21 protein-coding genes and 5 tRNA genes are annotated in these 23,333 nt (G+C 71.4%); 8 read left to right on the forward strand and 18 right to left on the reverse strand.

The window, feature by feature from the left end; translation table 11 throughout:
* Positions 1 to 110: 110 nt before the first annotated feature.
* Positions 111 to 2,321, reverse strand: a complete 2,211-nt coding sequence (recG, locus tag EOT10_RS21825) for an ATP-dependent DNA helicase RecG (RefSeq protein ID WP_127829965.1) — start codon at positions 2,319 to 2,321, stop codon at positions 111 to 113.
* Between the two features lie 38 nt (positions 2,322 to 2,359).
* On the reverse strand, positions 2,360 to 4,165 hold the full coding sequence (locus EOT10_RS21830) for a DAK2 domain-containing protein (protein ID WP_127829966.1): 1,806 nt from the start codon (positions 4,163 to 4,165) through the stop codon (positions 2,360 to 2,362).
* A 152-nt stretch (positions 4,166 to 4,317) separates the two neighbouring features.
* Between EOT10_RS21830 and rpmB the strand changes: the two genes are divergently transcribed.
* The 3 genes from rpmB (at position 4,318) to EOT10_RS21845 (ending at position 8,958) form a co-directional block, all read left to right on the forward strand.
* A complete protein-coding gene (rpmB, locus tag EOT10_RS21835; RefSeq protein ID WP_003951095.1) occupies positions 4,318 to 4,503 on the forward strand; it encodes a 50S ribosomal protein L28 in 186 nt (61 codons plus the stop codon).
* A gap of 137 nt (positions 4,504 to 4,640) precedes the next feature.
* Entirely contained in the window at positions 4,641 to 7,661 is a 3,021-nt protein-coding gene (locus EOT10_RS21840) for an AfsR/SARP family transcriptional regulator (protein WP_127829967.1), read from the forward strand.
* Positions 7,662 to 7,695: 34 nt separating this feature from the next.
* Positions 7,696 to 8,958: an FAD-dependent monooxygenase gene (locus EOT10_RS21845; protein ID WP_127829968.1), complete on the forward strand. Its 1,263-nt coding sequence runs from the start codon at positions 7,696 to 7,698 to the stop codon at positions 8,956 to 8,958.
* 62 nt (positions 8,959 to 9,020) lie between these two features.
* On the opposite strand, the gene EOT10_RS21850 is transcribed toward EOT10_RS21845, so the two are convergent.
* Positions 9,021 to 9,986 carry a thiamine-phosphate kinase gene (locus EOT10_RS21850; RefSeq protein WP_127829969.1) on the reverse strand — a complete coding sequence of 322 codons (966 nt, stop codon included), beginning with the start codon at positions 9,984 to 9,986 and terminating at the stop codon, positions 9,021 to 9,023.
* Between the two features lie 224 nt (positions 9,987 to 10,210).
* Between EOT10_RS21850 and EOT10_RS21855 the strand changes: the two genes are divergently transcribed.
* The gene (locus EOT10_RS21855) at positions 10,211 to 10,444 is read left to right on the forward strand and encodes an Lrp/AsnC family transcriptional regulator (protein WP_037625030.1); all 234 of its coding nucleotides are present in this window, start codon (positions 10,211 to 10,213) and stop codon (positions 10,442 to 10,444) included.
* A 20-nt stretch (positions 10,445 to 10,464) separates the two neighbouring features.
* A complete protein-coding gene (locus tag EOT10_RS21860) occupies positions 10,465 to 10,956 on the forward strand; it encodes a DUF3515 domain-containing protein (RefSeq protein WP_127829970.1) in 492 nt (163 codons plus the stop codon).
* A 21-nt stretch (positions 10,957 to 10,977) separates the two neighbouring features.
* Here EOT10_RS21860 and EOT10_RS21865 read toward each other — a convergent pair whose 3' ends face one another.
* Genes EOT10_RS21865 through EOT10_RS21875 form a run of 3 tightly spaced genes read right to left on the reverse strand, consistent with a single transcriptional unit; the run spans position 10,978 to position 14,017 of the window.
* Complete coding sequence (locus EOT10_RS21865) at positions 10,978 to 12,135, reverse strand: D-alanine--D-alanine ligase family protein (RefSeq protein ID WP_127829971.1); 1,158 nt, start codon at positions 12,133 to 12,135, stop codon at positions 10,978 to 10,980.
* 56 nt (positions 12,136 to 12,191) lie between these two features.
* Positions 12,192 to 13,202 carry an NAD(P)H-dependent glycerol-3-phosphate dehydrogenase gene (locus EOT10_RS21870; protein WP_127829972.1) on the reverse strand — a complete coding sequence of 337 codons (1,011 nt, stop codon included), beginning with the start codon at positions 13,200 to 13,202 and terminating at the stop codon, positions 12,192 to 12,194.
* Complete coding sequence (locus EOT10_RS21875) at positions 13,199 to 14,017, reverse strand: lysophospholipid acyltransferase family protein (RefSeq protein WP_127829973.1); 819 nt, start codon at positions 14,015 to 14,017, stop codon at positions 13,199 to 13,201. The genes EOT10_RS21870 and EOT10_RS21875 overlap by 4 nt, the downstream gene beginning before the upstream one ends.
* A 164-nt stretch (positions 14,018 to 14,181) precedes the next feature.
* On the opposite strand from EOT10_RS21875, the gene cofC reads away from it, so the two are divergent.
* A complete protein-coding gene (gene cofC, locus EOT10_RS21880; protein ID WP_223281129.1) occupies positions 14,182 to 14,817 on the forward strand; it encodes a 2-phospho-L-lactate guanylyltransferase in 636 nt (211 codons plus the stop codon).
* Between the two features lie 13 nt (positions 14,818 to 14,830).
* Positions 14,831 to 15,034 (forward strand): hypothetical protein, encoded by a 204-nt coding sequence (locus EOT10_RS42070; RefSeq protein ID WP_223281130.1) that lies wholly within the window; start codon positions 14,831 to 14,833, stop codon positions 15,032 to 15,034.
* 98 nt (positions 15,035 to 15,132) lie between these two features.
* Here EOT10_RS42070 and EOT10_RS21885 read toward each other — a convergent pair whose 3' ends face one another.
* From EOT10_RS21885 to leuC, 4 genes are all read right to left on the reverse strand, one after another.
* Positions 15,133 to 15,804, reverse strand: coding sequence for an HU family DNA-binding protein (locus EOT10_RS21885; RefSeq protein ID WP_127829974.1), 672 nt, complete (start codon positions 15,802 to 15,804; stop codon positions 15,133 to 15,135).
* Between the two features lie 138 nt (positions 15,805 to 15,942).
* Positions 15,943 to 16,173: an SCO5555 family protein gene (locus tag EOT10_RS21890; protein ID WP_127829975.1), complete on the reverse strand. Its 231-nt coding sequence runs from the start codon at positions 16,171 to 16,173 to the stop codon at positions 15,943 to 15,945.
* Between the two features lie 269 nt (positions 16,174 to 16,442).
* Positions 16,443 to 17,036, reverse strand: a complete 594-nt coding sequence (gene leuD / locus EOT10_RS21895) for a 3-isopropylmalate dehydratase small subunit (protein WP_127829976.1) — start codon at positions 17,034 to 17,036, stop codon at positions 16,443 to 16,445.
* Between the two features lie 6 nt (positions 17,037 to 17,042).
* Entirely contained in the window at positions 17,043 to 18,473 is a 1,431-nt protein-coding gene (gene leuC / locus EOT10_RS21900; protein ID WP_127829977.1) for a 3-isopropylmalate dehydratase large subunit, read from the reverse strand.
* Positions 18,474 to 18,658: 185 nt separating this feature from the next.
* Between leuC and ndgR the strand changes: the two genes are divergently transcribed.
* The gene (gene ndgR, locus EOT10_RS21905; protein ID WP_127829978.1) at positions 18,659 to 19,375 is read left to right on the forward strand and encodes an IclR family transcriptional regulator NdgR; all 717 of its coding nucleotides are present in this window, start codon (positions 18,659 to 18,661) and stop codon (positions 19,373 to 19,375) included.
* Positions 19,376 to 19,517: 142 nt separating this feature from the next.
* On the opposite strand, the gene EOT10_RS21910 is transcribed toward ndgR, so the two are convergent.
* From EOT10_RS21910 to EOT10_RS21945, 8 genes are all read right to left on the reverse strand, one after another.
* Positions 19,518 to 19,590: transfer RNA gene (locus EOT10_RS21910), tRNA-Glu, on the reverse strand.
* 28 nt (positions 19,591 to 19,618) lie between these two features.
* A tRNA-Gln gene (locus tag EOT10_RS21915) sits at positions 19,619 to 19,690 on the reverse strand.
* A gap of 31 nt (positions 19,691 to 19,721) precedes the next feature.
* Positions 19,722 to 19,794, reverse strand: a tRNA-Glu gene (locus EOT10_RS21920).
* A 62-nt stretch (positions 19,795 to 19,856) separates the two neighbouring features.
* Positions 19,857 to 19,929: transfer RNA gene (locus tag EOT10_RS21925), tRNA-Glu, on the reverse strand.
* A 41-nt stretch (positions 19,930 to 19,970) separates the two neighbouring features.
* Positions 19,971 to 20,042: transfer RNA gene (locus tag EOT10_RS21930), tRNA-Gln, on the reverse strand.
* Between the two features lie 86 nt (positions 20,043 to 20,128).
* Positions 20,129 to 20,857 (reverse strand): HAD family hydrolase, encoded by a 729-nt coding sequence (locus EOT10_RS21935; protein WP_127829979.1) that lies wholly within the window; start codon positions 20,855 to 20,857, stop codon positions 20,129 to 20,131.
* A 23-nt stretch (positions 20,858 to 20,880) separates the two neighbouring features.
* Positions 20,881 to 22,359, reverse strand: a complete 1,479-nt coding sequence (gene gltX, locus EOT10_RS21940; protein WP_127829980.1) for a glutamate--tRNA ligase — start codon at positions 22,357 to 22,359, stop codon at positions 20,881 to 20,883.
* On the reverse strand, positions 22,352 to 23,140 hold the full coding sequence (locus EOT10_RS21945) for a fumarylacetoacetate hydrolase family protein (RefSeq protein ID WP_127829981.1): 789 nt from the start codon (positions 23,138 to 23,140) through the stop codon (positions 22,352 to 22,354). The genes gltX and EOT10_RS21945 overlap by 8 nt, the downstream gene beginning before the upstream one ends.
* Positions 23,141 to 23,333: the final 193 nt, after the last annotated feature.

Below are 23,333 nucleotides of genomic sequence, written 5' to 3' on the forward strand. Positions count from 1 at the left end.
GGGCGAGGGAGGGGGAAGGGGCTGACGACCTCCAGTTTGTCAGCCCTCGCCGGGGCGCGGCGTGCCAGCCCTTGCCCGGATCCTGCCCCACCTCTCGCCGTACCTTGCCCTCAGCCCTTGTCGAGGTACTGCTCGCGTTCCTCGTCGAGGAGCGCGTCGAGGGCCGTGCGCAGGCCCGGCAGGTGCTCCAGATCCGGATCGGCCCGTACGACCTTGGTGGCCTCCTCGCGGGCCTCGGCGATGATCTCCTCGTCCTCGATGACGGCCAGCATGCGCAGGGAGGAGCGGACGCCGGACTGGGCCTGGCCGAGCACGTCGCCCTCGCGGCGCTGCTCCAGGTCGATACGGGAGAGCTCGAACCCGTCGAGCGTGGCGGCGACGGCGCCGAGGCGGGCGCGGGCCGGACTGGCCTCCGGCATCTCGCTGACGAGGAGGCACAGGCCGGGCGCCGCGCCACGGCCGACGCGGCCGCGCAGCTGGTGGAGCTGGGAGACGCCGAAGCGGTCGGCGTCCATGATCACCATGGCGGTGGCGTTCGGCACGTTCACCCCGACCTCGATGACCGTGGTCGCGACCAGGACGTCCGTCTCGCCCGCGGCGAAGCGGCGCATCACGGCGTCCTTGTCGTCGGGCTGCATCCGTCCGTGCAGGACCTCGACCTTCAGTCCCCGGAGCGCGCCGTGGGCGAGCTCCTCGGCGACGTCGAGGACGGCGAGCGGGGGCCGCTTCTCGGCCTCGTCCTCGGCGGACTTCTTCTTGCCCTTCTTGGCGCTCTCGTCCTGGTCGTCCCCGATGCGGGGGCAGACGACGTACGCCTGGTGCCCGCTCTCCACCTCCTCGCGCACGCGCTCCCAGGCGCGCGCGAGGAAGTGCGGCTTGTCGGCGGCGGGCACGACATGGGTGGCGATCGGCGAGCGCCCGGCGGGCAGCTGGTCGAGGACGGAGGTCTCCAGGTCGCCGAAGACCGTCATCGCGACCGTACGGGGGATGGGGGTGGCCGTCATGACCAGCAGGTGCGGCGGCTGCTTGCCCTTGCCGCGCAGGGCGTCGCGCTGCTCGACGCCGAAGCGGTGCTGCTCGTCGACGACGACCAGGCCCAGGTCGTGGAACTGGACCTTGTCCTCGATCAGGGCGTGGGTGCCGATGACGATGCCCGCGTCGCCCGTGACCAGGTCGAGAAGCGCCTGGCGGCGGGCCGCGACGCCCATGGAGCCGGTGAGCAGGACGACCTTGGTGGAGTGCTCCGCGCCGCCGAGCATGCCGCCCTCGGCGAGCTCGCCCATCATCTCGGTGACGGACCGGTGGTGCTGCTGGGCGAGGACCTCGGTGGGCGCGAGCATCGCGGCCTGTCCGCCCGCGTCGACGACGGCGAGCATGGCGCGCAGGGCGACCATCGTCTTGCCACTGCCCACCTCTCCCTGGAGCAGCCGGTGCATCGGGTGCTCGGTGGCCAGGTCGTCGAAGATCTCCTTGGAGACCTTCTCCTGGCCGTCGGTGAGGGTGAACGGGAGCTTCTTGTCGAAGGCCGTGAGCAGGCCGTCCGGCCGGGGGACGCGGGCCACGGCGGGCAGCTGCGCGTCGGCGAACCTCCGCCTGGCGAGGGCGACTTGGAGGACGAACGCCTCGTCCCACTTGAGGCGGGCCCGGGCGTCGGCGACGTCCGCCTTCGTGTGGGGCCGGTGGACCTTCAGGAGTGCTTCGGGCAGCGGGACGAGGCCGCGGCCCTCACGCAGGGAGTCCGGCAGGGGGTCGAGGGCCTCCTGGGCACTGGGCAGCACCATGTCGACCGCCTTGGCGATCTTCCAGGACTCCAGCTTGGCGGTGGCCGGGTAGATCGGGATGAGGGCGCCGGCCCAGGAGCCGATCGCCTCGTCGGCCTCGCCCGCGTCCAGGGCGTCGGCCCGCAGCAGCTCGTACGCCGGGTGGGCGAGCTGCATCTTGCGGTTGAAGACGGAGGCCTTGCCCGCGAACATCGCGCGCGTCCCGGGCAGCAGGTCCTTGTGCGGCTTGTGGATGCCGCGGCCGAAGAAGACCAGCTGGAGCTGGCCGCTGCCGTCCGTGATGGTCACTTCGAGGCGCTGGCCGGTGCCTCCGTTGAACTTCAGGATGCGGGCGGTCGCGACCTGGGCGACCACGGTGACGTGCTCGTCGAGCGGCAGGTCGGCGAGGCGGGTGAGCTCGCCGCGCTCCGCGTATCTGCGCGGATAGTGGTGGAGCAGGTCACCGACCGTGTGCAGGCCTAGGTGCTCGGCCATCACCTTCGCGGTGGCGGGACCGAGCGCTTTCTTCAGCGGTTCTTCGAGCGCGGGCACGAGATCCATTGCACACCACCCCACTGACAAAGGGGGCGACGCGGGGGCTACTCCACGCCGATCAGCATGAGCGCCGAGTTCCGTCCGCCGCGGTAGACCACGGTGTCGACGGCCAGATACGTCTCGCGTACGTGCCGTTCGAGCTGGTCGGCGACCTCGTCGGGCACGGCGTCGCCGAGGACGAGGGTGACCATCTCGCCGCCCGCGGCCAGCATCCTGTCGAGGGTCGTACGGGCCGTGTGCGCCACCTCGTCGCCGATCACGGCGACGTCCCCGTCGATGAGGCCGAGGACGTCACCGGCCTGGCAGATGCCGGCCATGGTCCACGACTGCCGTTCGGCGACGGCGAGTTCGGCGTAGCGGGTCGCGCCCGCGGCCGACGTCATCGCGACGACGTCCTCGTCGAAGCGGCGCTCCGGTTCGTGGACGGCGAGCGCGGCGATGCCCTGGACGGCGGACCGGGTGGGGATCAGGGCGACCCGCACGCCCTCGGTGCGGGCCTGCTCGGCCGCGGCGGCGGCGGTGTGGCGCAGCTCGGCGTCGTTCGGCAGGAGCACCACCTCGCGCGCGTGCGCCCGCCGGATCGCCTCGACCAGCTCTCCGCTGCCGGGCGCCTCGCCGGGCCGCTCCGGTACGACGGTGGCGCCGGCCTCGCCGTAGAGCCCGGCGAGCCCCTCGCCGGGGACCACGGCGACGATGGCGCGCTGGGCGCGTTCCCCGGTGGGCGCGGACACGGCATGGCTCGTGTGGGCGTCGCCGGCGGCGAAGTGGGTGATGCGGATGCGGTACGGGCGGCCGGCCTCGACGCCCGCCTCGACGGCGGCGCCCGCGTCGTCGACGTGCACATGGACGTTCCACAGGCCGTCGCCGCCGACGACGACGAGGGAGTCGCCGAGGCCGTCGAGCCGGGTCCGCAGCCGGGCGACATCCTCGTCGTCGGCTTCCAGGAGGTAGATGACCTCGAAGGCGGGGCCCTCGCCCTCGGTGCAGTCCAGCGGCAGGTCGACCGCCACGCGCGCGTGGTGCACGCCCCGGCCGCCCGCCGGCGGCACCGGGGAGCCCGAGAGCGCCTGGGTCAGCGCGCCGAGGACGTCGACGAGCCCGCGCCCGCCCGCGTCCACGACGCCCGCGCGCCCGAGGACCGCGAGCTGTCCCGGCGTCGCGTCGAGGGCCACGAGGGCGCCGTCGTACGCGGCGCGGGCCACGGTTCCGCAGTCGCCGGCCGGGCCCCCGGCAGCCTCCGCCGCGTCGGCGGCAGCGGCGGCCACCGTCAGGACCGTGCCCTCCACGGGGTGCGCGACCGCCTCCCGGGCGGACTCGGCGGCCCGGCGCAGCGCGAGGCGCAGGCTGTTCCCGTCGGCGCTTCCGCTGTGATCCGCCTCACCGCCGACGCCGCCCGCGCCACCGGCGCCGCCCCCTTCACCCGCTTCGCCCGCTTCGGCCGCGAGCACCTGGGCCATGCCGCGAAGGAGCTGCGCGAGGATCGTCCCGGAGTTTCCGCGGGCTCCTATGAGGGCTCCGTGGGCCATCGCGTGCACGACGTCGGGGAGGGCGGGAGGTGCGGGCTCGTGGCCCGTGAAGACCGCTTCCACGGCCTGCACGGCGGACTCGACGGTCAGATAGAGATTCGTGCCGGTATCCCCGTCCGCGACGGGATAGACGTTGATCGCGTCGATCTCCTCGCGGTCCCGCCCGAGCGCCTCCAGGGCCAGTGCGCACCAGGCGCGCACCGCGTGGACGTCGAGCACCTGCGGCACCTGCAGCCTCCTTGAACAGCCGGACTGGCATCGCAGCGTAGACCTCGGTGGGGGCCCCTCCGGAAGAGGGCCGGGGGCGATGGCCGGGGCAGCCATGGTAGTTTCGTTGAACCGAAGCAGCCGTTGTATGCTGCTCCGGTTGCCCGATATCCATCGGGCCTTCCCCTGGCACCGCCACTCAGATCCTCCGATCCGATCCCGGCATGCCGGGATCAACCGTAAGTGCATCTGAAGTCTTGGAGTGACCCGTGGCTGCCAACTGCGACGTCTGTGGCAAGGGGCCGAGCTTCGGCAACAACATTTCGCACTCGCACCGCCGTACGTCCCGTCGCTGGAACCCGAACATCCAGCGTGTGCGTGCAGTGGTCGGTCGGACGCCGAAGCGCCTCAACGTCTGCACCTCGTGCATCAAGGCCGGCAAGGTCTCGCGCTGACGTAACGCGTAGCGCGGCCACCTAGCTGGTTGCTTAGAAGACCGGTCCCTTCGGGGGCCGGTCTTTTTTATGCCCAGCCGCTTTGTGCCCGGCCGTTTTATGGAGGGCCGCGTGTAACCCCTGCCACAATCTGCCCAATGCGCTTCGGCATCCTCGGCCCCCTCGACGTACGCGCCCCCGACGGCACGCCCCTGGACCCCGGCGGTCCGCGTCCGCGCGCGCTGCTCACGCTGCTGCTCCTGGAGGCGGGCCGCACCGTCCCGGCCGAGCGCCTCATCGACGGCCTGTACGGGGAAGCGCCCCCGGCCGGTGCGGCGAACGCGCTGCAGTCGCAGGTCTCGCGGCTGCGCAAGCGGCTCTCCCTGGACATCGGTGCGATCCCGGCCGGCTACCGCCTGGCCGTCGGGCCCGACGACGTGGACGTGCACCGTTTCGAGCGGCTGGCCGCCCAGGGCGGGCAGGCGCTCACCGCCGGGGACCCCGCGCGCGCCTCCGCCCTCCTCCACGAGGCGCTGGGGCTGTGGCGCGGTCCCGCGCTCGCCGACCTCCCGGCCGCTTTCGGCAGCCATCTCAAAGAGGTCAGGCTCACCGCCGCACAGACCCGAATCGAAGCGGAACTCGCCCTCGGCTCCGGGGCCGGCCTCGTCCCCGAACTGCGGGACCTGATCGCCGCGCACCCCCTGAGCGAACGCCTCTACGGTCAGCTGATGCGCGCCCTCCACGCGGGCGGGCGGCCCGCGGAGGCGCTCGCCGTGTACGAGGAGGTGCGGCGCGTCCTCGCCGACGAGCTGGGGGCCGACCCGTCGGCGGAGCTCTCGGCGCTGCACCTCGAACTCCTGCGGGGGCGGGAACCCGCGCGCGGGCGAGGCGTTCCCGCCCAGCTGACGCGGTTCGTCGGCCGGACCGACGAGCTCTCCCGGATCGGTGCGCTGCTCGCCGGATCCCGGCTCGTGACGCTGACCGGGCCCGGCGGCGCGGGCAAGACGCGGCTCGCCGCCGAGGCCGCGCGGGACCGGCCCGGGGTGTGCTGGGCCGAGCTCGCGCCGCTCGCCGACGGTGAGCAGCTGCCGTACGCGCTCCTCGCGGCGCTCGGGGTGCGCGGGGGATTCCGCGGGCCTCAGGGGGATCCGGTGGGCCGCCTGATCGACGCGCTGCAGGAGCGGGAGGTGCTGCTCGTGCTCGACAACTGCGAGCACGTCGTGGACGACGCGGCCCGCACCGCGGGCCTGCTGCTCGGCGCCTGTCCGGGGCTGCGGATCCTCGCCACGAGCCGGGAGGCGCTCGGCATCACCGGTGAGGCGCTGTGCCCGGTGCCCCCGCTCGCGGCCGGTCCCGCCGCACGCCTGTTCATGGACCGGGCCGCCGCCGTACGGCCCGATGCCGATCTGCACGCGCGCGTGGAGGCCGTCCGCGGGATCTGTGAGGCGCTCGACGGGTTGCCGCTCGCCATCGAACTCGCCGCCGCCAGGCTGCGCACCCTCACCGTCGACGAGCTCGCCGCCCGCCTGGACGACCGCTTCAGGCTGCTGTCCCGGGGCGACCGCACCAAGGCGCCCCGGCACCGCACGCTGCGCGCGGTCGTCGAGTGGAGCTGGGAACTCCTCAAGGACGAGGAGCGGGAACTCGCGCGACGGATGGCCGTGTTCTCCGGAGGGTCGTCCGGGGGCGCGACCCTCGCCGCGGTCGGGGCGGTGTGCGGGGTGCCGTACCCGGAGGACCTGCTGGCCTCGCTCACGGAGAAGTCGTTCCTGGAGGCGGCCGACGGGCGTTACCGGATGCTCCAGACGATCCGCGCGTTCTGTGCGGAGCGGCTGGCCGGTGAGGGCGAGGTGTCCCGGCTGCGGGACGCGCACGCCGCGTACTTCCGGGCGCTGGCCGCCGAGGCGGAGCCGCATCTGCGCGGGGGCGGGCAACTGCCGTGGCTGGCCGGCCTCTGGGCGGAGCGGGACGACCTGTCGGCGGCCCTGCGCCATCTCGTGCGCACGGACGCGCGCGCCGGGCTGCGGCTCATGGCGGACCTGTCGTGGTTCTGGCGGCTGCGGGGGCTGCACGGCGAGCACGTGCCACTGGCGCGCGAACTGCTCGCCGCGCTCGGGGACGAGCCGCCGGAGGGGATGGCGGAGGAGTACGTCCTGTGTGTGATCAACACGGTCGCGGGCGACGGGAACGACCCGGCCGAACCGGCGCGTCTGGCCCGCGCGGAGGCCGTGCTCGCCCGTCTGGACCACGCGCTGCGGCGGCCGTTCGTGGTCGTCCTGTGGTCGGTGGCGCACGGCCCGCAGCACGCCGTGAAGGAGCGGGTGCGCCGGCAGGTCGGGGAGGCGCCGTGGGGGCTCGCGCTGCTCGATGTGGGCCTCGGCTTCCAGGAGTTCTTCGCGGGCCGCCCCGACGCCTCCGAGGAGCTTTTCGCGCGCGCCCTCGACGGGTTCCGGGCGACCGGGGACCGCTGGGGCATGGCCAACTGCCTCGATCCGCTGGGCATGTTCGCCGACTGGCGCGGTGAGCGGGAGCGGGCCCTCGCACTCCTCGACGAGGGCCTCACGCACGTGGCCGCGCTCGAAGCCCCGGAGGAGACGGCCGACTTGCTGCACCGCCGCGCGTACGTGCTCCTGCATCAGGACCAACTCCGGGACGCCGCCGACCACTTCACCCGGTCGGCCGCGATGGCCCGCGCGGCAGCCGTCCCCGACAAGGTGGCGAGCGCGTGGCGCGGGCTCGGCGACGTGGCCCGCGCCGGCGGGGACACGGAGCGGGCCCGCGCGCACTACGAGGCGGCTCTCGAACTGTGCGCCGCGAACTGGTTCAGCGTCGGCGAGACCGTACGGACCCTGATCGGCCTGGGCCGCGTCGCCCTCGCCGTGTCGGGGGCCGAGGAGGCCCACGACTGGTTCGGGCAGGCCCGCGCGCTCTGTGACGGCCCCTCCCGCGCCCTCGAACTCGCCGACGTGGCCGAGGCGTTCGCCTCCGTGGCGGACGATCCGCGGGAGGCCGCCGTTCTCCTGGGGGCCGGTGCGGGGCTGCGCGGCCTCTCGCTCGCCGGGGACCGGGACACCGCCCCCGTAGCGGCGCGGGCCCGTGAGGCGCTGTCCCCGGAGACGTACGAGAAGGCGTTCGAGGAGGGCCGGGCGATGCGGTCAGCGGCGGTCAGCGACCGGTAAGCGTGCGGTCAGCGGCGCCCGCGACGCTCGGCACATGACGAACACCAGCGCACACCTGACCGCCGGCTCCGCAGGCCGCCTCTCCCACCTCCGTGTCCTCGTCTCCGGCGCCAGCGTCGCCGGCCCGGCCGCCGCGCTCGCCCTGTCCCGGTACGGCGCCCATGTCACCGTCGTCGAGAAGGCCCCCGCCCTGCGCGAGGGCGGTTTCGCCGTCGACTTCCGCGGCTCCGTGCACCGCACCGTCCTGACCGCGCTCGGCATCTGGGACGACATCCACACCCGGCAGACCCACATGGGCCGCCAGACGGTCGTCGACGCCGACGGCACCCCCCGCGTCGACCTGCCCGCCGAGATGATGAGCGGCGACGTGGAGATCTTCCGCGGCGACCTCGCCCGGATCCTCTACGAGCACAGCGTGGGCAGGGTCGAGTACGTCTTCGGCGACTCGATCGCCACCATGGACGAGGACGGGAACGGGGTCGATGTCACCTTCGAGCGGGCCGCGCCGCGCCGCTTCGACCTCGTCGTGGCCGCCGACGGACTCCACTCCCCCACCCGCCGCCTCGCCTTCGGCGACGAGTCCCGGTACCTGCGCTTCCTCGACCACTACGTGGCCGGCTTCGCCGTCCCCAACCACCTGGGCCTCGACCGCGCGGGGCTGCTCCACAGCGACCCGGGCCGCGCGGTCGGCGTCAGCAACTACGACGGGGACCCGGACCGCGCGGGCGCCCTGCTGGTCTTCCGCTCGGAGCGGCTCGACTACGACCGCAAGGACATAGCGCAGCAGAAGAAGATCCTCACCGACCGGTTCGCCGGCATGGGCTGGGAGGCGCCGCGCGTCATCGAGGCGCTGCGGGACGCCGACGACCTGTACTTCGACGCCATCGCCCAGATCCACGTCGACCGGCTCGCCGAGGGCCGCGTGGTGCTCCTCGGCGACGCCGGGTACGGCGCCACGATGGGCGGCATGGGCACCGGCGTCGCGATCGTCGGCGCGTACGTCCTGGCCGGTGAGCTGGCGCTGGCCGGCGGCGACCACCGCAGCGCCTTCGCCGCCTACGAGGCGCAGATCGCGGACTTCGCGAAGGGCTGCCAGAAGATCTCGGGCAACGCGGGCCCGTTCTTCGCGCCGCCCACGGAGCGGCGGATCCGCAGCCGCGACCGGATGTACCGGCTGCTCAGCTCGCGCCTGCTCGCCGGGTTCTTCAAGCGTCTGACGGAGAAGGCCGCGACCGCGCTCGACCTGAAGGACTATCCGGCCCTCCTGGGCGCGCCCGGCCCGTTCGCGGGCCGCTGAGGCGGGCCCACGGGGTCACGGGGGCGCGGCGGTGGTGCCGCCGCGCCCCTGGACGCCGTCCGTCAGGCTTCTATGTCCCCGAAGTGGTCCCAGCCGCCCTTGTTCGTCCAGGCGGCGCCGTCGACGGTCACCTGGGGCAGCGCGGACGGGTTGAGGACCTCGCCGATGACCTTCCAGCGAGCGGGCAGCTTCACGTCCGGCGGGAAGGTGGCCACGATGGCGTGGTCCTCTCCCCCGGTGAGCACCCACTGGATCGGGTCGACGCCGACGGCCTGCCCGATGTCGTTCATCTGCGACGGCACGTCGACCTTGCCGGACTTGATGTCGATCCGGACCTTGCTGGCCTCCGCGATGTGGCCCAGGTCGGCGATGAGGCCGTCGCTGACGTCGCACATGGCGGTGGCGCCGAGCCCGGCGGCCGCGGGGCCCGCATGGTACGGCGGCTCGGGCCTGCGGTGGGCCTCGACGAAGGCGCGGGGCGAGCGGAAGCCGCGCGAGAGGACCGCGTGGCCGGCCGCGGACCAGCCGAGCCAGCCGGTCACCGCGACGACGTCGCCGGGCTGCGCGCCGGAGCGCGTGACCGGCTCGTGGTTGCGCATGTCGCCGAGCGCGGTGATCGCGACGGTGATCGTGTCCCCGCGTACGACGTCGCCGCCGACGACGGCCGCGCCGGCGACCTGGCACTCGTCGCGCAGGCCGTCCATCAGCTCGTTCGGCCAGCTGGCGGGGAGTTCGGCCGGGACGACCAGGCCGAGCAGGAGAGCGGTCGGGACGGCGCCCATCGCGGCGATGTCCGCGAGGTTCTGCGCGGCCGCCTTGCGCCCGACGTCGTAGGCCGTGGACCAGTCGCGGCGGAAGTGCCGCCCTTCGAGGAGGATGTCCGTGCTCACGACGACCCTGCGGTCCGGCGCGGCCACCACGGCCGCGTCGTCGCCCGGGCCGAGTCGTACGGCCGGGGTGGTGGTGAGCCGGGAGGTGAGCTCTCGGATGAGCCCGAACTCGCCGAGCTCGCCGACGGTGCCCTTCATGCGCGTACTGCCCCTTCTGCCCCGGTCCGCTTGCGGTCGCGAGCCGTCTCTGTCATGGGTACGGTCATTGTCATGGGCGGGACCGGCCCGTCGACCGGTGCCCGCCGTCCGTCAGTCGCAGTGTGTACGCCACAGCCACCGCGGGTCTCCCCGCGGCGAGCGGCGACGCGATACCGTGGCGTCTCTTCTCCCCACATGATCCTCGTGGCCGCCCTGGAGGTTCCGTGGTACAGGCGTACATCCTGATTCAGACCGAAGTCGGCAAGGCGTCGACCGTAGCCGAGACGATCGGCAAGATCCCGGGGGTGATCCAGGCCGAGGACGTGACAGGTCCCTATGACGTCATCGTGCGCGCACAGGCCGACACAGTCGACGAGCTGGGCCGCATGGTGGTCGCCAAGGTCCAGCAAGTGGACGGCATCACCCGCACCCTGACCTGCCCGGTCGTGCACTTGTAGCCCCCGTCTAACCTTGGCCGGTGAACTTCTTCCGTCACCGGCCGCGCTTTGCCCTCGGGCTCCCCGCCCTGACCGTGCTGCTCGCCGTCTCGGGCTGCTCCTCAGCAGACGACACGGCGCACGCAGCGGTTCCCACCCCGGACGCCAAGGTCACCGGCCTGTGCCGGAACCTGCACAAGCGCCTTCCGGAGAATGTGGACGGGCACGGAAGGAACGACCCCTCTCCGCGGTCCGAGCTGACCGCGGGGTGGGGAGATCCGGCGATCATACTGCGCTGCGGTGTCGCGCGGCCCGCCCTCATGGACGACCCCCAGGCGCTCCCGGTGAAGGTGAACGGCGTGGGCTGGGCCTACGAGAAGCGGGACGACGGCACGCAGGTGCTCACGACCACGCTGCGCCTCGCGTACGTGGAGGTGACCCTGCCGAAGGCGCTGGCCGCAGAGGGCGCCGGTCCCCTGGTCGACTTCGCCGAACCCATCAAGAAGGCGATCCCCGAAGGGATCGCCGACTGACGTGCCCGGGTGCGGGCGCCGCTAGCGCAGCCCCGTCGACCGGTTCAGCGCCGCCTGGATGAGGCGGTCCACCAGCTCCTGGTAGCTCACGCCGCTCTCCTGCCACATCCGCGGGTACATGGAGATCGGGGTGAAGCCGGGCAGCGTGTTGATCTCGTTGATCACGAACTCGCCGTCCTCGGTGAGGAAGAAGTCGGCGCGCACCAGGCCCTCGCAGGACACCGCGTCGAACGCCTCGACCGCGAGCCGCTGCACCTCGGCGGTCTGCCCGTCGGTGAGCGGCGCCGGGACGATGCCGGACGCCGAGTCGATGTACTTGGCCTCGAAGTCGTAGAAGTCGTGCGACTGGACCGGCGGGATCTCGGCCGGCACGCTCGCGCGCGGCCCGTCCTCGAACTCCAGGACGCCGCACTCGATCTCGCGGCCGACGAGCGCCGCCTCCACGATGATCTTCGGGTCGTGGCTGCGGGCCTCCTCGATCGCCTCGTCGAGGCCGTCGAAGGAGTCGACCTTGGTGATGCCGATCGACGAGCCCGCGCGCGCGGGCTTGATGAACAGCGGCCAGCCGTGCTCGCCGACGAAGTCCGCGACGCGGCGGCGGGCGCCTTCCTGATCGCGCTCCCACTCGCGCGGCCGGATCACCAGGTAGGGGCCGACCTTCAGCCCGAACGAGGTGAACACCCGCTTCATGTAGTCCTTGTCCTGGCCGACGGCCGAGGAGAGGACGCCACAGCCGACGTAGGGCGTCCCGGACAGGTCGAGCAGGCCCTGGATGGTGCCGTCCTCGCCGTACGGGCCGTGCAGGACGGGGAACACGACGTCGACGTCACCGAGGACCTTGGGCACGGAGCCGGGCTCCGTGTAGACGACCTCGCGGCTCGACGGGTCGACGGGCAGGACGACGCCGCCCTCGGAGGACTCGGCGAGGTCGGCGACGTCCGGGACCTTGCGGTCGGTGATGGCCATCCGCTCGGGTTCGTCGGCCGTCAGGGCCCAGCGACCTTCCCGCGTGATGCCGATCGGCAGCACGTCGTACTTGGTGCGGTCGATGGCGCGCAGCACGGCGCCTGCGGTGACGACGGAAACGCCGTGCTCGGAGCTGCGACCGCCGAAGACGACGGCCACACGGGGCTTCTGGCCCGACGGGCGGCTGCTCTGGGGAAGGTTCTCGCTGCTCATATCGGATTGAGCGTACCTGCTGGTAGGGCCGGAGTCAGCGTCCGGAGAGCCCCGCGTCAGCGCCGTTCGGGCTTGGCGCTGCGCGACATCATCTCCTTCAGGGCGACGACCGGCGACTTCCCCTCGTGGACGATGCCGACGACGGTCTCGGTGATCGGCATGTCGACGCCGTGCCGGCGCGCCAGGTCGAGCACCGACTCGCAGGACTTGACGCCCTCGGCGGTCTGCCTGGTGACGGCGATGGTCTCCTGGAGCGTCATGCCCTTGCCCAGGTTGGTGCCGAAGGTGTGGTTGCGCGACAGGGGCGAGGAGCAGGTGGCGACGAGGTCGCCGAGGCCCGCGAGTCCGGAGAAGGTGAGCGGGTCGGCGCCCAGCGCGAGGCCGAGCCGGGCGGTCTCCGCGAGGCCGCGGGTGATGAGCGAGCCCTTCGCGTTGTCACCCAGGCCCATGCCGTCGGCGATGCCGACTGCGAGCCCGATGACGTTCTTCACGGCTCCCCCGAGTTCGCAGCCGACCACGTCCGTCTCCGTGTACGGGCGGAAGTAGGGCGTGTGGCAGGCCGCCTGGAGACGCTGGGCCACCGCTTCGTCACGGCAGGCGACGACGGCCGCTGCGGGCATGCGGGCGGCGATCTCGCGGGCGAGGTTGGGTCCGGTGACGATCGCGATGCGGTCCTCGCCGACCTTGGTGACGTCCTCGATGACCTCGCTCATCCGCATGGCGGAGCCGAGTTCGACGCCCTTCATGAGGGAGACGAGGATCGTGTCGGGCGCGAGGAGCGGCGCCCACTCGGCGAGGTTGGCGCGCAGCGTCTGGGACGGCACGGCGAGAACGGTGAACTCGGCGCCGTCCGCGGCCTCTGCGGGGTCCGTGGTGGCCCGGATGTTCTCCGGGAGTTGGATGCCGGGGAGGTAGTCCGGGTTCGTACGCGTGGAGTTGACCGCTTCGGCCAGTTCGGGCCTGCGCGCCCACAGGGTGACGTCGCACCCCGCGTCGGCGAGCACCATGGCGAAGGCCGTGCCCCAGGAGCCGGTTCCGAAGACGGCCGCCTTGACGGGTCGGGTCACTTGCTCTCCTCAGGACTTCCGTGCTCCAGGGTGGCCGAACCGGCCTGCCCCTCAAGGGTGTTGACCTCCACGGCCTCCACGGCCGCGCTGGCCTTGCGGCGCTGCGCGATGCGGGCCTCGCGGGGGTCGTAACGCCGCTGCGGGGGCTGCTCGCCGCGCAGTTCACCGAGCAGTGCGGTGATCGCGTCCATGATGGCCTCGGTGGCCTCCTTGAGGAGGTCCGGGGTCATCTCCCTGTCGTAGAAGCGCTCCAGGTCCACCGGCGGTCCCGCGAGGACGTGGTGCGTCTTGCGCGGCAGCAGGTCGGGCTTCTTCGCGTACGGCGGGAGTACGAGGTTGGCGCCCCACTGCGCGACGGGAATGACAGGGCACTTGGTCTGCAGTGCGACGCGCGCGACGCCCGTCTTGGCGGTCATGGGCCACAGGTCGGGGTCGCGGGTGAGGGTGCCCTCGGGGTAGAAGGCGACGCACTCCCCGCGCTCGACGGCGTCGATGGCGGCACGGAACGCGCTGAGCGCGTTGGTGGTCTCGCGGTAGACGGGGATCTGTCCGGTGCCGCGCATGACGGCGCCGATGAAGCCCTTCTTGAAGAGCCCGTGCTTGGCGAGGAATCGCGGAACGCGCCCGGTGTTGTACTGGAAGTGGGCGTACGCGAACGGGTCGATGTGCGAATTGTGGTTCACCGCGGTGATAAATCCGCCGTCGGCCGGAATGTTCTCCATTCCGCGCCAGTCCCGCTTGATCAGAACCACCAGCGGCGGTTTAGCGATGACCGCCGCCAGGCGGTACCAGAAGCCGATTCTGCGGCGGGACACTCGGACACCTTTCTCCATGGACCCTGAAGGCCCTCTCGGACCTGGTCAGCCGCACAAGTGTCGCCCCAGGCCGCCGGTCTGTCGAGAACACCGTACGCCCGGACGTTTATGCCCACCTCACACACCGGGCCACAATGAGCGCGACGCGAAGGGACGGACCTCACGTGCAGTGGACCCTGGTGATACCGCTGAAACCCCTGGTGCGGGCCAAGAGCAGGCTGGCGCCCACGGCGGGCGACGGGGTGCGTCCCGGACTCGCGCTGGCGTTCGCGCAGGACACGGTGGCCGCCGCGAGCGCCTCGGCGGGCGTGCGGGATGTGGTGGTCGTCACGGACGATGTCCTCGCCGGGCGTGAGCTGGCCGCCCTGGGCGCCCTGATCGTCCCCGACGCCCCGGCGGCGGGCCTGAACGCGGCCCTCGCGCACGGTGCGGCGGCGGCGCGGGCCCGGCGCCCCGGTGCCGCCGTCGCGGCACTCAACGCCGATCTGCCGGCGCTCCGGCCGGTGGAATTGTCCCGGGTTCTCGCGGAGGCGACCCTATTTCCCCGGGCATTTCTCCCCGATGCGGCGGGAATCGGCACCACTCTTCTCGCATCGGCTCCGGGAACGGAATTGCGCCCCGCATTCGGCACCGCGTCCCGCATTCGGCATGCCGCCTCGGGCGCCGTGGAACTCCCGCTGACGGGCGTCGACTCCGTACGCCAGGACGTGGACACCGGCGAGGACCTGCGGGTGGCGCTGGCGCTCGGCGTCGGCCCGCGCACCGCGGGGGCGGCCGCCGGGCTGCTGATCCCGGACTGAGTACGCTGACTTCATGCAGGCCACCGCGTACACATACGACTCCGACTCCCGCTCCGGCAGCGTGCTACTCGACGACGGGACCCCCGTGTCCTTCGACGCCCCGGCGTTCGACGCGGGCGGTCTGCGGCTGCTGCGGCCCGGGCAGCGGGTCCGTATCGAGGTCGAGGGCGAAGGGGACGCGCGGCGCATCACGCTGGTGACGCTGCAGACACTCTGAGCGGCCCTTGGCCGGGCCTTCCCCGGACACACCGCGGGCCGGGCTCCCCTGGGGGAGCCCGGCCCGGCGCGTGAGGAGCCCTTGAGGCCGCCCGTCCCTTACTTCTTGCGGGCGGTGGTCTTCTTGGCGGTGGTCTTGCGCGCCGTGGACTTCTTGGCGGGCGCCTTCTTGGCCGTGGCCTTCTTGGCGGGCGCCGTCTTCTTCGCGGTGGCCTTCTTCGCGGCGGTCTTCGCCGGCGCGGCCTTCTTGGCGGTGGTCTTCTTCGCCGTCGCGGTGGTCTTCTTCGCCGCGGCCGTCGTCTTCTTGGCCGTGGTCTTCTTCGCCGCGGCCGTCGTCTTCTTGGCCGTGACCTTCTTGGCGGTGACCTTCTTCGCCGTGACCTTCTTGGCGGTGGCCTTCTTCGCCGCGGCCTTCTTGACCGTCGCGGCGGCGCCGCCGGTCAGGCTGCCCTTGGGCGCCTTCTTGACCGCGACCTCTCCACCACGGGGGAGCTTCTTCGAGCCCGCGACCAGGTCCTTGAAGCCCTGACCGGCACGGAAACGCGGAACGGAGGTCTTCTTGACCCGCACGCGCTCACCCGTCTGCGGGTTGCGGGCGTAGCGGGCCGGGCGGTCGACCTTCTCGAACGAGCCGAAGCCGGTGACCGAGACCCGGTCCCCGCTGACGACGGCACGGACGATGGCGTCCAGGACCGCGTCGACGGCGTCCGCGGCCTGCTGACGGCCGCCGACCTTGTCGGCAATCGCTTCTACGAGCTGCGCCTTGTTCACGTCTTCCCCTTCGGAGACATTGCCGGAACGTATCCGCTCCGGCGTTTTCGCACGTTAGGCAGATATATACCGCAAATCAAACACGAAACGGGCTAATCACCCTTGTGCCGCAACGTACTCGGGCTGTCACGAAGTTCTTCAGTGGTCCTCTTCCGAGAATCGACCCTCGTCGAGGTCCACCATGAATCGGTCCAGACGCCTTGCCGCATCGGCGAGATCGTGCTTGGCCGCGGCCGTAATGACCAGCAGCTTCCGGGTCAGCGCCATCCGTACGCCCTCCGGGACTTGCAGTGCACGCACTCTGGAGTGCGCTTCCTTGAGTTGGTTCGCGACCGCCGTATAGAGCTGGAGTTGGCCGTCGTGTCCCATGCACAGATTGTGCCATCTGGGGCGAGTTGTCGCCTCCGCAGGGGGTAACTGCCGTGTCTGGCGCGCCTTCTGGGCCCCTCCGGGCGCCCTGCGCGGGAGGGGGCCGCCAGGGGCACGTACCTCATGAACACCCTTGAGGACCAGGGAAGTTGGGGCCGCCCGAGCGGCCCGGCCGGAGCGTTCCGGGGCCCGACACAGCTGTACCCCCAACCGTCCACGATTGGGGGTACAGATGCTCGTCGCGATGGCCGGAATCAGCCTTGCAGAGTTCAGATCTGCACGGTCTGCGGCTTGTAGGCGGGACGCTTCGACTCGTAGGACGCGATGTCGTCCTCGTTCTGCAGCGTGATGCTGATGTCATCCAGGCCGTTCAGCAGCCGCCAGCGGGCGTTCTCGTCGAGTTCGAAGGCCGCGGTGATGCCCTCGGCGCGCACCTCGCGCGCCTCCAGGTCGACCGTGATCTCGGCCTGCGGGTCGTTCTCCACGAGCTCCTGGAGCGCGTCGACGACCTTCTGGTCGAGGACCACGGTCAGCAGGCCGTTCTTCAGCGAGTTACCGCGGAAGATGTCGGCGAACCGGGAGGAGATGACGGCCTTGAAACCGTAGTTCTGCAGGGCCCACACCGCGTGCTCGCGGGAGGAGCCGGTGCCGAAGTCGGGGCCGGCCACCAGGACCGTGGCACCCTGCCGTTCGGCCTTGTTCAGCACGAACTCGGGGTCCTTGCGCCAGGCCTCGAAGAGCCCGTCCTCGAAACCGTCCCTGGTGACCTTCTTGAGCCAGTGGGCGGGGATGATCTGGTCGGTGTCGACGTTGCTGCGGCGCAGCGGGACGGCCCGGCCGGTGTGCGTGGTGAAAGCTTCCATGGCTGATCAGACTCCAGCGGGCGTACGGGCGTCGGTGTCGGACAGGTCGGCCGGGGAGGCCAGGTGGCCGAGGACGGCCGTGGCCGCGGCGACCTGCGGCGAGACCAGGTGGGTACGGCCGCCCTTGCCCTGCCGTCCCTCGAAGTTGCGGTTCGAGGTGGACGCGGAGCGCTCGCCGGGGGCGAGTTGGTCGGGGTTCATGCCCAGGCACATCGAGCAGCCCGCGTGCCGCCATTCGGCGCCGGCCTCCTTGAAGACCTTGTCCAGGCCCTCGGAGACGGCCTGCAGACCCACGCGCGCCGAGCCCGGCACGACCAGCATCCGTACGCCGTCGGCGACTTTGCGGCCCTCGACGATCGCGGCGACGGCGCGCAGGTCCTCGATGCGGCCGTTGGTGCACGAACCTACGAAGACGGTGTCGACCTTGACGTCGCGCAGCGGCTGTCCGGCGGTCAACCCCATGTATTCCAGGGCCTTTTCGGCGGCCAGGCGCTCCGAAGCGTCCTCGTACGAAGCAGGGTCGGGGACGTTCGCCGACAGGGGCGCGCCCTGGCCGGGGTTGGTGCCCCAGGTGACGAACGGCGACAGCGCGGCGGCGTCGATGACCACCTCGGCGTCGAATTCCGCGTCATCGTCCGACTTCAGCGTCTTCCAGTACGCGACCGCGGCGTCCCAGTCCTCGCCCTTGGGCGCGTGCGCGCGGCCCTCGAGGTAGGCGAAGGTGGTCTCGTCGGGAGCGATCATGCCCGCGCGGGCACCGGCCTCGATCGACATGTTGCAGATGGTCATGCGGGCCTCCATCGAGAGCTTCTCGATGGCGGAGCCGCGGTACTCCAGGATGTAGCCCTGGCCGCCGCCCGTGCCGATCTTCGCGATGATCGCGAGGATCAGGTCCTTGGCGGTGACACCCTCGGGCAGTTCGCCGTCGATGGTGATGGCCATCGTCTTCGGGCGGGCCAGCGGCAGCGTCTGGGTGGCCAGTACGTGCTCGACCTGGGAGGTGCCGATGCCGAAGGCCAGCGCGCCGAACGCGCCGTGCGTGGACGTGTGGGAGTCGCCACAGACGACCGTGGTACCCGGCTGGGTCAGACCCAGCTGCGGGCCGACCACGTGCACCACGCCCTGCTCGACGTCACCCAGCGAGTGCAGGCGCACACCGAAGTCGGCACAGTTCTTGCGCAGCGTCTCCAGCTGGGCGCGCGAGACCGGGTCGGCGATCGGCTTGTCGATGTCGAGGGTCGGGGTGTTGTGATCCTCGGTCGCGATGGTGAGGTCGAGCCGCCGCACCTGGCGACCGGTCTGGCGCAGGCCGTCGAAGGCCTGCGGGCTGGTCACCTCGTGCAGCAGGTGCAGATCGATGAAGAGGAGGTCGGGCTCGCCCTCGGCGCGCCGGACGACGTGGTCGTCCCAGACCTTCTCCGCGAGTGTCCTACCCATCGCTTTCCCTCCGGCCGGCATCGTGAGCCGGCCCAACTAGAGATCGTGGTCGCCGACGTCCGTACCCCTCGTACCGGACGTGAACGTCCCGGCCCGTTGGTCCGCGGGCCGCTATACGTACAGAGTGGCAAGTTCCACGGGAAATTGAACTTGCGTTTCACAGAGTGAGACGCGAGTATCGACGCATGGACAACTCTAGCGGCGTCGGCGTTCTGGACAAGGCGGCCCTTGTTCTCAGCGCCCTGGAGTCCGGTCCGGCCACCCTCGCGGGGCTGGTCGCGGCGACCGGACTGGCAAGACCCACGGCTCACCGTCTCGCCGTGGCACTGGAACACCACCGCATGGTGGCGCGTGACATGCAGGGCCGTTTCATTCTCGGCCCGCGGATGGCCGAGCTGGCCGCCGCGGCGGGCGAGGACCGCCTGCTTGCGACGGCGGGCCCCGTGCTCACCCACCTCCGTGACGTGACGGGCGAGAGCGCGCAGCTCTATCGCCGGCAGGGCGACATGCGCATCTGCGTGGCCGCCGCCGAGCGTCTGTCGGGCCTGCGGGACACCGTGCCGGTGGGCTCCACGCTCACGATGAAGGCCGGCTCGTCGGCGCAGATCCTGATGGCCTGGGAGGAGCCCGAGCGCCTCCACCGCGGCCTCCAGGGCGCCCGCTTCACGGCGACGGCCCTGTCGGGCGTACGGCGCCGCGGCTGGGCCCAGTCGATCGGTGAGCGGGAGCCGGGCGTCGCGTCCGTCTCAGCGCCTGTACGCGGCCCTTCCAACCGCGTCGTGGCCGCGGTGTCGGTCTCCGGTCCGATCGAGCGCCTGACGCGCCACCCGGGCCGGATGCACGCGCAGGCCGTCATCGATGCGGCGGGCCGCCTCTCCGAGGCCCTGCGCCGCTCCGGCTGACCCTTCTCCCGCCACCTCGTGCCCACTCGGGCCGGTCGCCCCAACGCCGCGGCGACCGGCCCGAGTTGAGCCCTCGGCGAGCACGTGAGACCGGATACGCGAAGAGGCCCTCCCCTGCTGGGGAGGGCCTCTTGCTGTGTTGTACCCCCGACCGGATTCGAACCGGCGCTACCGCCTTGAGAGGGCGGCGTGCTAGGCCGCTACACAACGGGGGCAAGGATCTTGACTACTGTCGCGATCCAGCTGGGCTACCAGGACTCGAACCTAGAACAACGGAACCAGAAACCGTCGTGTTGCCAATTACACCATAGCCCACTGCGATCCAAGCCTTCCGGCCTGTGATCAGTACCCCCGACCGGATTCGAACCGGCGCTACCGCCTTGAGAGGGCGGCGTGCTAGGCCGCTACACAACGGGGGCCCTAGCGATCCTGCATGAGACACAGCGGGTGCGACCCGGACTGTCCCCCTGGGAAGGATCTGTACCCCCGACCGGATTCGAACCGGCGCTACTGCCTTGAGAGGGCAGCGTGCTAGGCCGCTACACAACGGGGGCTTTGCGGATCTGGAATCCGCGATGCAGATAAGCTCTGCGAGCTGGCCTACCAGGACTCGAACCTAGACTAACGGAACCAGAAACCGTCGTGCTGCCAATTACACCATAGGCCATCAAAACACAACCCCTTGCGGGGTTCTTTTTGATTTACGCTTCGGTCCCGGGCTCTTGTCCCGCTCCCCTCGGCGCAGGAAGAACATTACCCGAAGGTGGACGGCGCTCCAAAACGGGTATCAGGGGCCAGCAGGGCGGGAAGCTGGTCGAGGCCCGTGATGCGGGTGAGTTCGGGCCGGCCGCCGGTCTCCGCGCGGTCCAGCCAGATGCCAGTCAGGCCCGCCTCCATGGCGCCGCGGGCGTCGATGTCCGGCTGGTCGCCGACGTACGCGACCTCGTGCGGGGGCAGTTCCAGGGCGTCGCAGGCGGCGTGGAAGGCGGCGGCCTCCGGCTTGGCCACGCCGAGTTCGGCGGCGCAGACGACTGCCTCGAAGCGGTCCCTGACGCCGAGGACGCGCAGCTTGCGGTCCTGGTTGTGGAGCGAGGAGTTCGACAGGACCGCGTGCCGGTAGCGGCCGGCGAGCAGGTCGAGCGCGGGGACGGTGTCGGGGAACAGTGCCCAGGCGGCCTCGTAATGGACGATGTAGCGCCCGAACCAGGCGTCCGCCTCGGCGTCGCTCATGTCCTCGCTCCCGCGCCCCACGAAGCCCCTCACACGGTCCCTGCGCTGGCTCTCCCAGTCGGTCTCGCCCGACTCGAAGCGCGCCCAGTGCTCGCGGGTGAGGGCCCGCCAACGGGCGAGGGCCTGGCCGACGGAGGTGAATCCGTCGGCCAGGCCCTCGGCCCGCAGGTGCTCGCTCATCCCGGCGCGGTCGGCGTTCGCGTAGTCGAAGATCGTGTCGTCTACGTCCCACAGGACCGCGCGGATCGGCATGCGGCCGAGCTTAGTCAGGCGCGTTACGCCGCCAGCTTCGCCAGGGCCGCGTCGATGCGGGTCAGCGTCTTCTCCTTGCCCAGGATCTCCAGGGACTCGAAGAGGGGGAGGCCGACCGTGCGGCCGGTGACGGCGACGCGGACCGGGGCCTGCGCCTTGCCGAGCTTGAGGCCGTGCTCCTCGCCGGCGGCCAGGACGGCCTCCTTGAGGGAGTCGGCCGACGTCCAGTCCGCCGCTTCGAGCTTGGCGCGGGCCGTGGTCAGGAGGGCGGCCGGGTCGCCCTTCATCGCCTTGGTCCAGGACGCCTCGTCCTCCACCGGCTCCTTCAGGAAGAGGAAGTCGACGTTGGCCGTGATGTCGGACAGGACGGTGACGCGGGTCTGCGCGTGGGGGGCGATGGCCTCCCAGGCCGCCTGGTCGAAGTCCTCGGGCGCCCAGTTGGCGAACGGGGCGCGCAGCCACGGCTCGCAGGCCGTCGCGAACGCCTTCACGTCCAGCATGCGGATGTGGTCCGCGTTGATCGCCTCGGCCTTCTTGAGGTCGAAGCGGGCCGGGTTGGCGTTCACGTCCGCGAGGTCGAACTTGGCGACCATGTCCGGGATCGAGAAGACGTCCTGGTCCGCGGAGAAGGACCAGCCAAGGAGGGAGAGGTAGTTGAGCAGACCCTCGGGGAGGAAGCCGCGCTCCCGGTAGAGGTTGAGCGAGGCCTGGGGGTCGCGCTTGCTCAGCTTCTTGTTGCCCTCGCCCATGACGTACGGGAGGTGGCCGAACTCGGGGATGCCCTTGGCGATGCCGAGCTCGATCAGCGCCTTGTACAGGGCGATCTGGCGGGGGGTGGAGGAGAGCAGGTCCTCGCCGCGCAGGACGTGGGTGATCTCCATGAGGGCGTCGTCGACCGGGTTGACCAGGGTGTACAGCGGGGCGCCGTTGGCGCGCACGATGCCGTAGTCGGTGACGTTCTCCGCCTGGACGGTGATGTCGCCGCGGACCAGGTCGGTGAAGGTGGTCGCCTCGTCCGGCATGCGGAAGCGGACGATGTGGCTGCGGCCCTCGGCCTCGTACGCCTGCTTCTGCTCGTCCGTGAGGTCGCGGCAGTGGCCGTCGTAGCCGGACGGCTTGCCGGCGGCGCGGGCGGCCTCGCGGCGGGTGTCCAGCTCTTCGGTGGTGCAGTAGCAGGGGTAGGCGTTGCCGGCGGCGAGGAGCTTCTCGGCGACGTCCTTGTAGATGTCCATGCGCTGCGACTGGCGGTACGGGGCGTGGGGGCCGCCGATCTCGGGGCCCTCGTCCCAGTCGAAGCCCAGCCAGCGCATCGAGTCGAGCAGCTGGTCGTACGACTCCTCGGAGTCGCGGGCCGCGTCGGTGTCCTCGATGCGGAAGACCAGGGTGCCCTGGTTGTGCCGGGCGTAGGCCCAGTTGAAGAGGGCGGTGCGGACCAGGCCCACGTGGGGGTTGCCGGTCGGGGAGGGACAGAAACGTACGCGTACGTTCGTCGCGTTAGCCACGCTTGATCACCTTGTTGGTGAGAGTGCCGATGCCTTCGATGGTGACGGCGACCTCGTCGCCGACGTTGAGCGGGCCGACCCCTTCCGGGGTGCCCGTGAGGATCACGTCGCCGGGAAGCAGCGTCATGGCCTCGGAGATGTTGACGATCAGGTCCTCGATCGAGTGGATCATCTGGGACGTGCGGCCGAGCTGGCGCTGCTGTCCGTTGACCGTGCACTGGATCGTCAGGTCGCTGGGGTCGACGTCCGTCTCCACCCAGGGGCCGAGCGGGCAGGAGGTGTCGAAGCCCTTGGCCCTGGCCCACTGCTTCTCACGCTTCTGCACGTCACGTGCGGTGACGTCGTTCGCGCAGGTGTAGCCGAGGATGACGTCCTTGACGCGCTCGCGCGGGACCTCGCGGCACATGCGGCCGATGACCACGGCGAGCTCGGCCTCGTGGTGCAGCTCCTGCGAGAAGGAGGGGTACGCGATCTGGTCGCCGGGGCCGATCACCGAGGTGGACGGCTTGAAGAACGCGAAGGGGGTGTCCGGGACCTCGTTGCCCAGTTCCTTCGCGTGCGCCGCGTAGTTGCGGCCGAAGGCGACGACCTTGTTCGGGAGGACCGGCGGCAGGAGCCTGACCTTGCTCAGCGGGACCTTCGTGCCGGAGAGCTCGAAGTCCGCGAAGGGGATGCCCTTGATGATGTCGAGGACAAGTCCCTCGGTCGTTCCGGGGGGACTGTCGCCCTCGACCGCGCCGAAGGCGACATTGCCGTCGATGGAGAATCTGGCGATCCGCACGGGTTGGCTGCGCCCCTTTTGTTGCTTGTGCCTGGTGGAGTGTGACGCTTCAGGCTAGCGCGGGTGGGGGGCCAGGGGCTTGTTGCCCTGCTCGCCGCCGGTGGGGGCTGGTCGCGCCCGCGCGGCGGAGCCGCACATCGATACGGCCCCGCGCCCCTTCGGGGCGCGGAGTCAGGGGCGCGGGTTTCAGCGG

The organism is Streptomyces antnestii (assembly GCF_004005495.1).
Classification (GTDB): Bacteria; Actinomycetota; Actinomycetes; order Streptomycetales; family Streptomycetaceae; genus Streptomyces; species Streptomyces antnestii.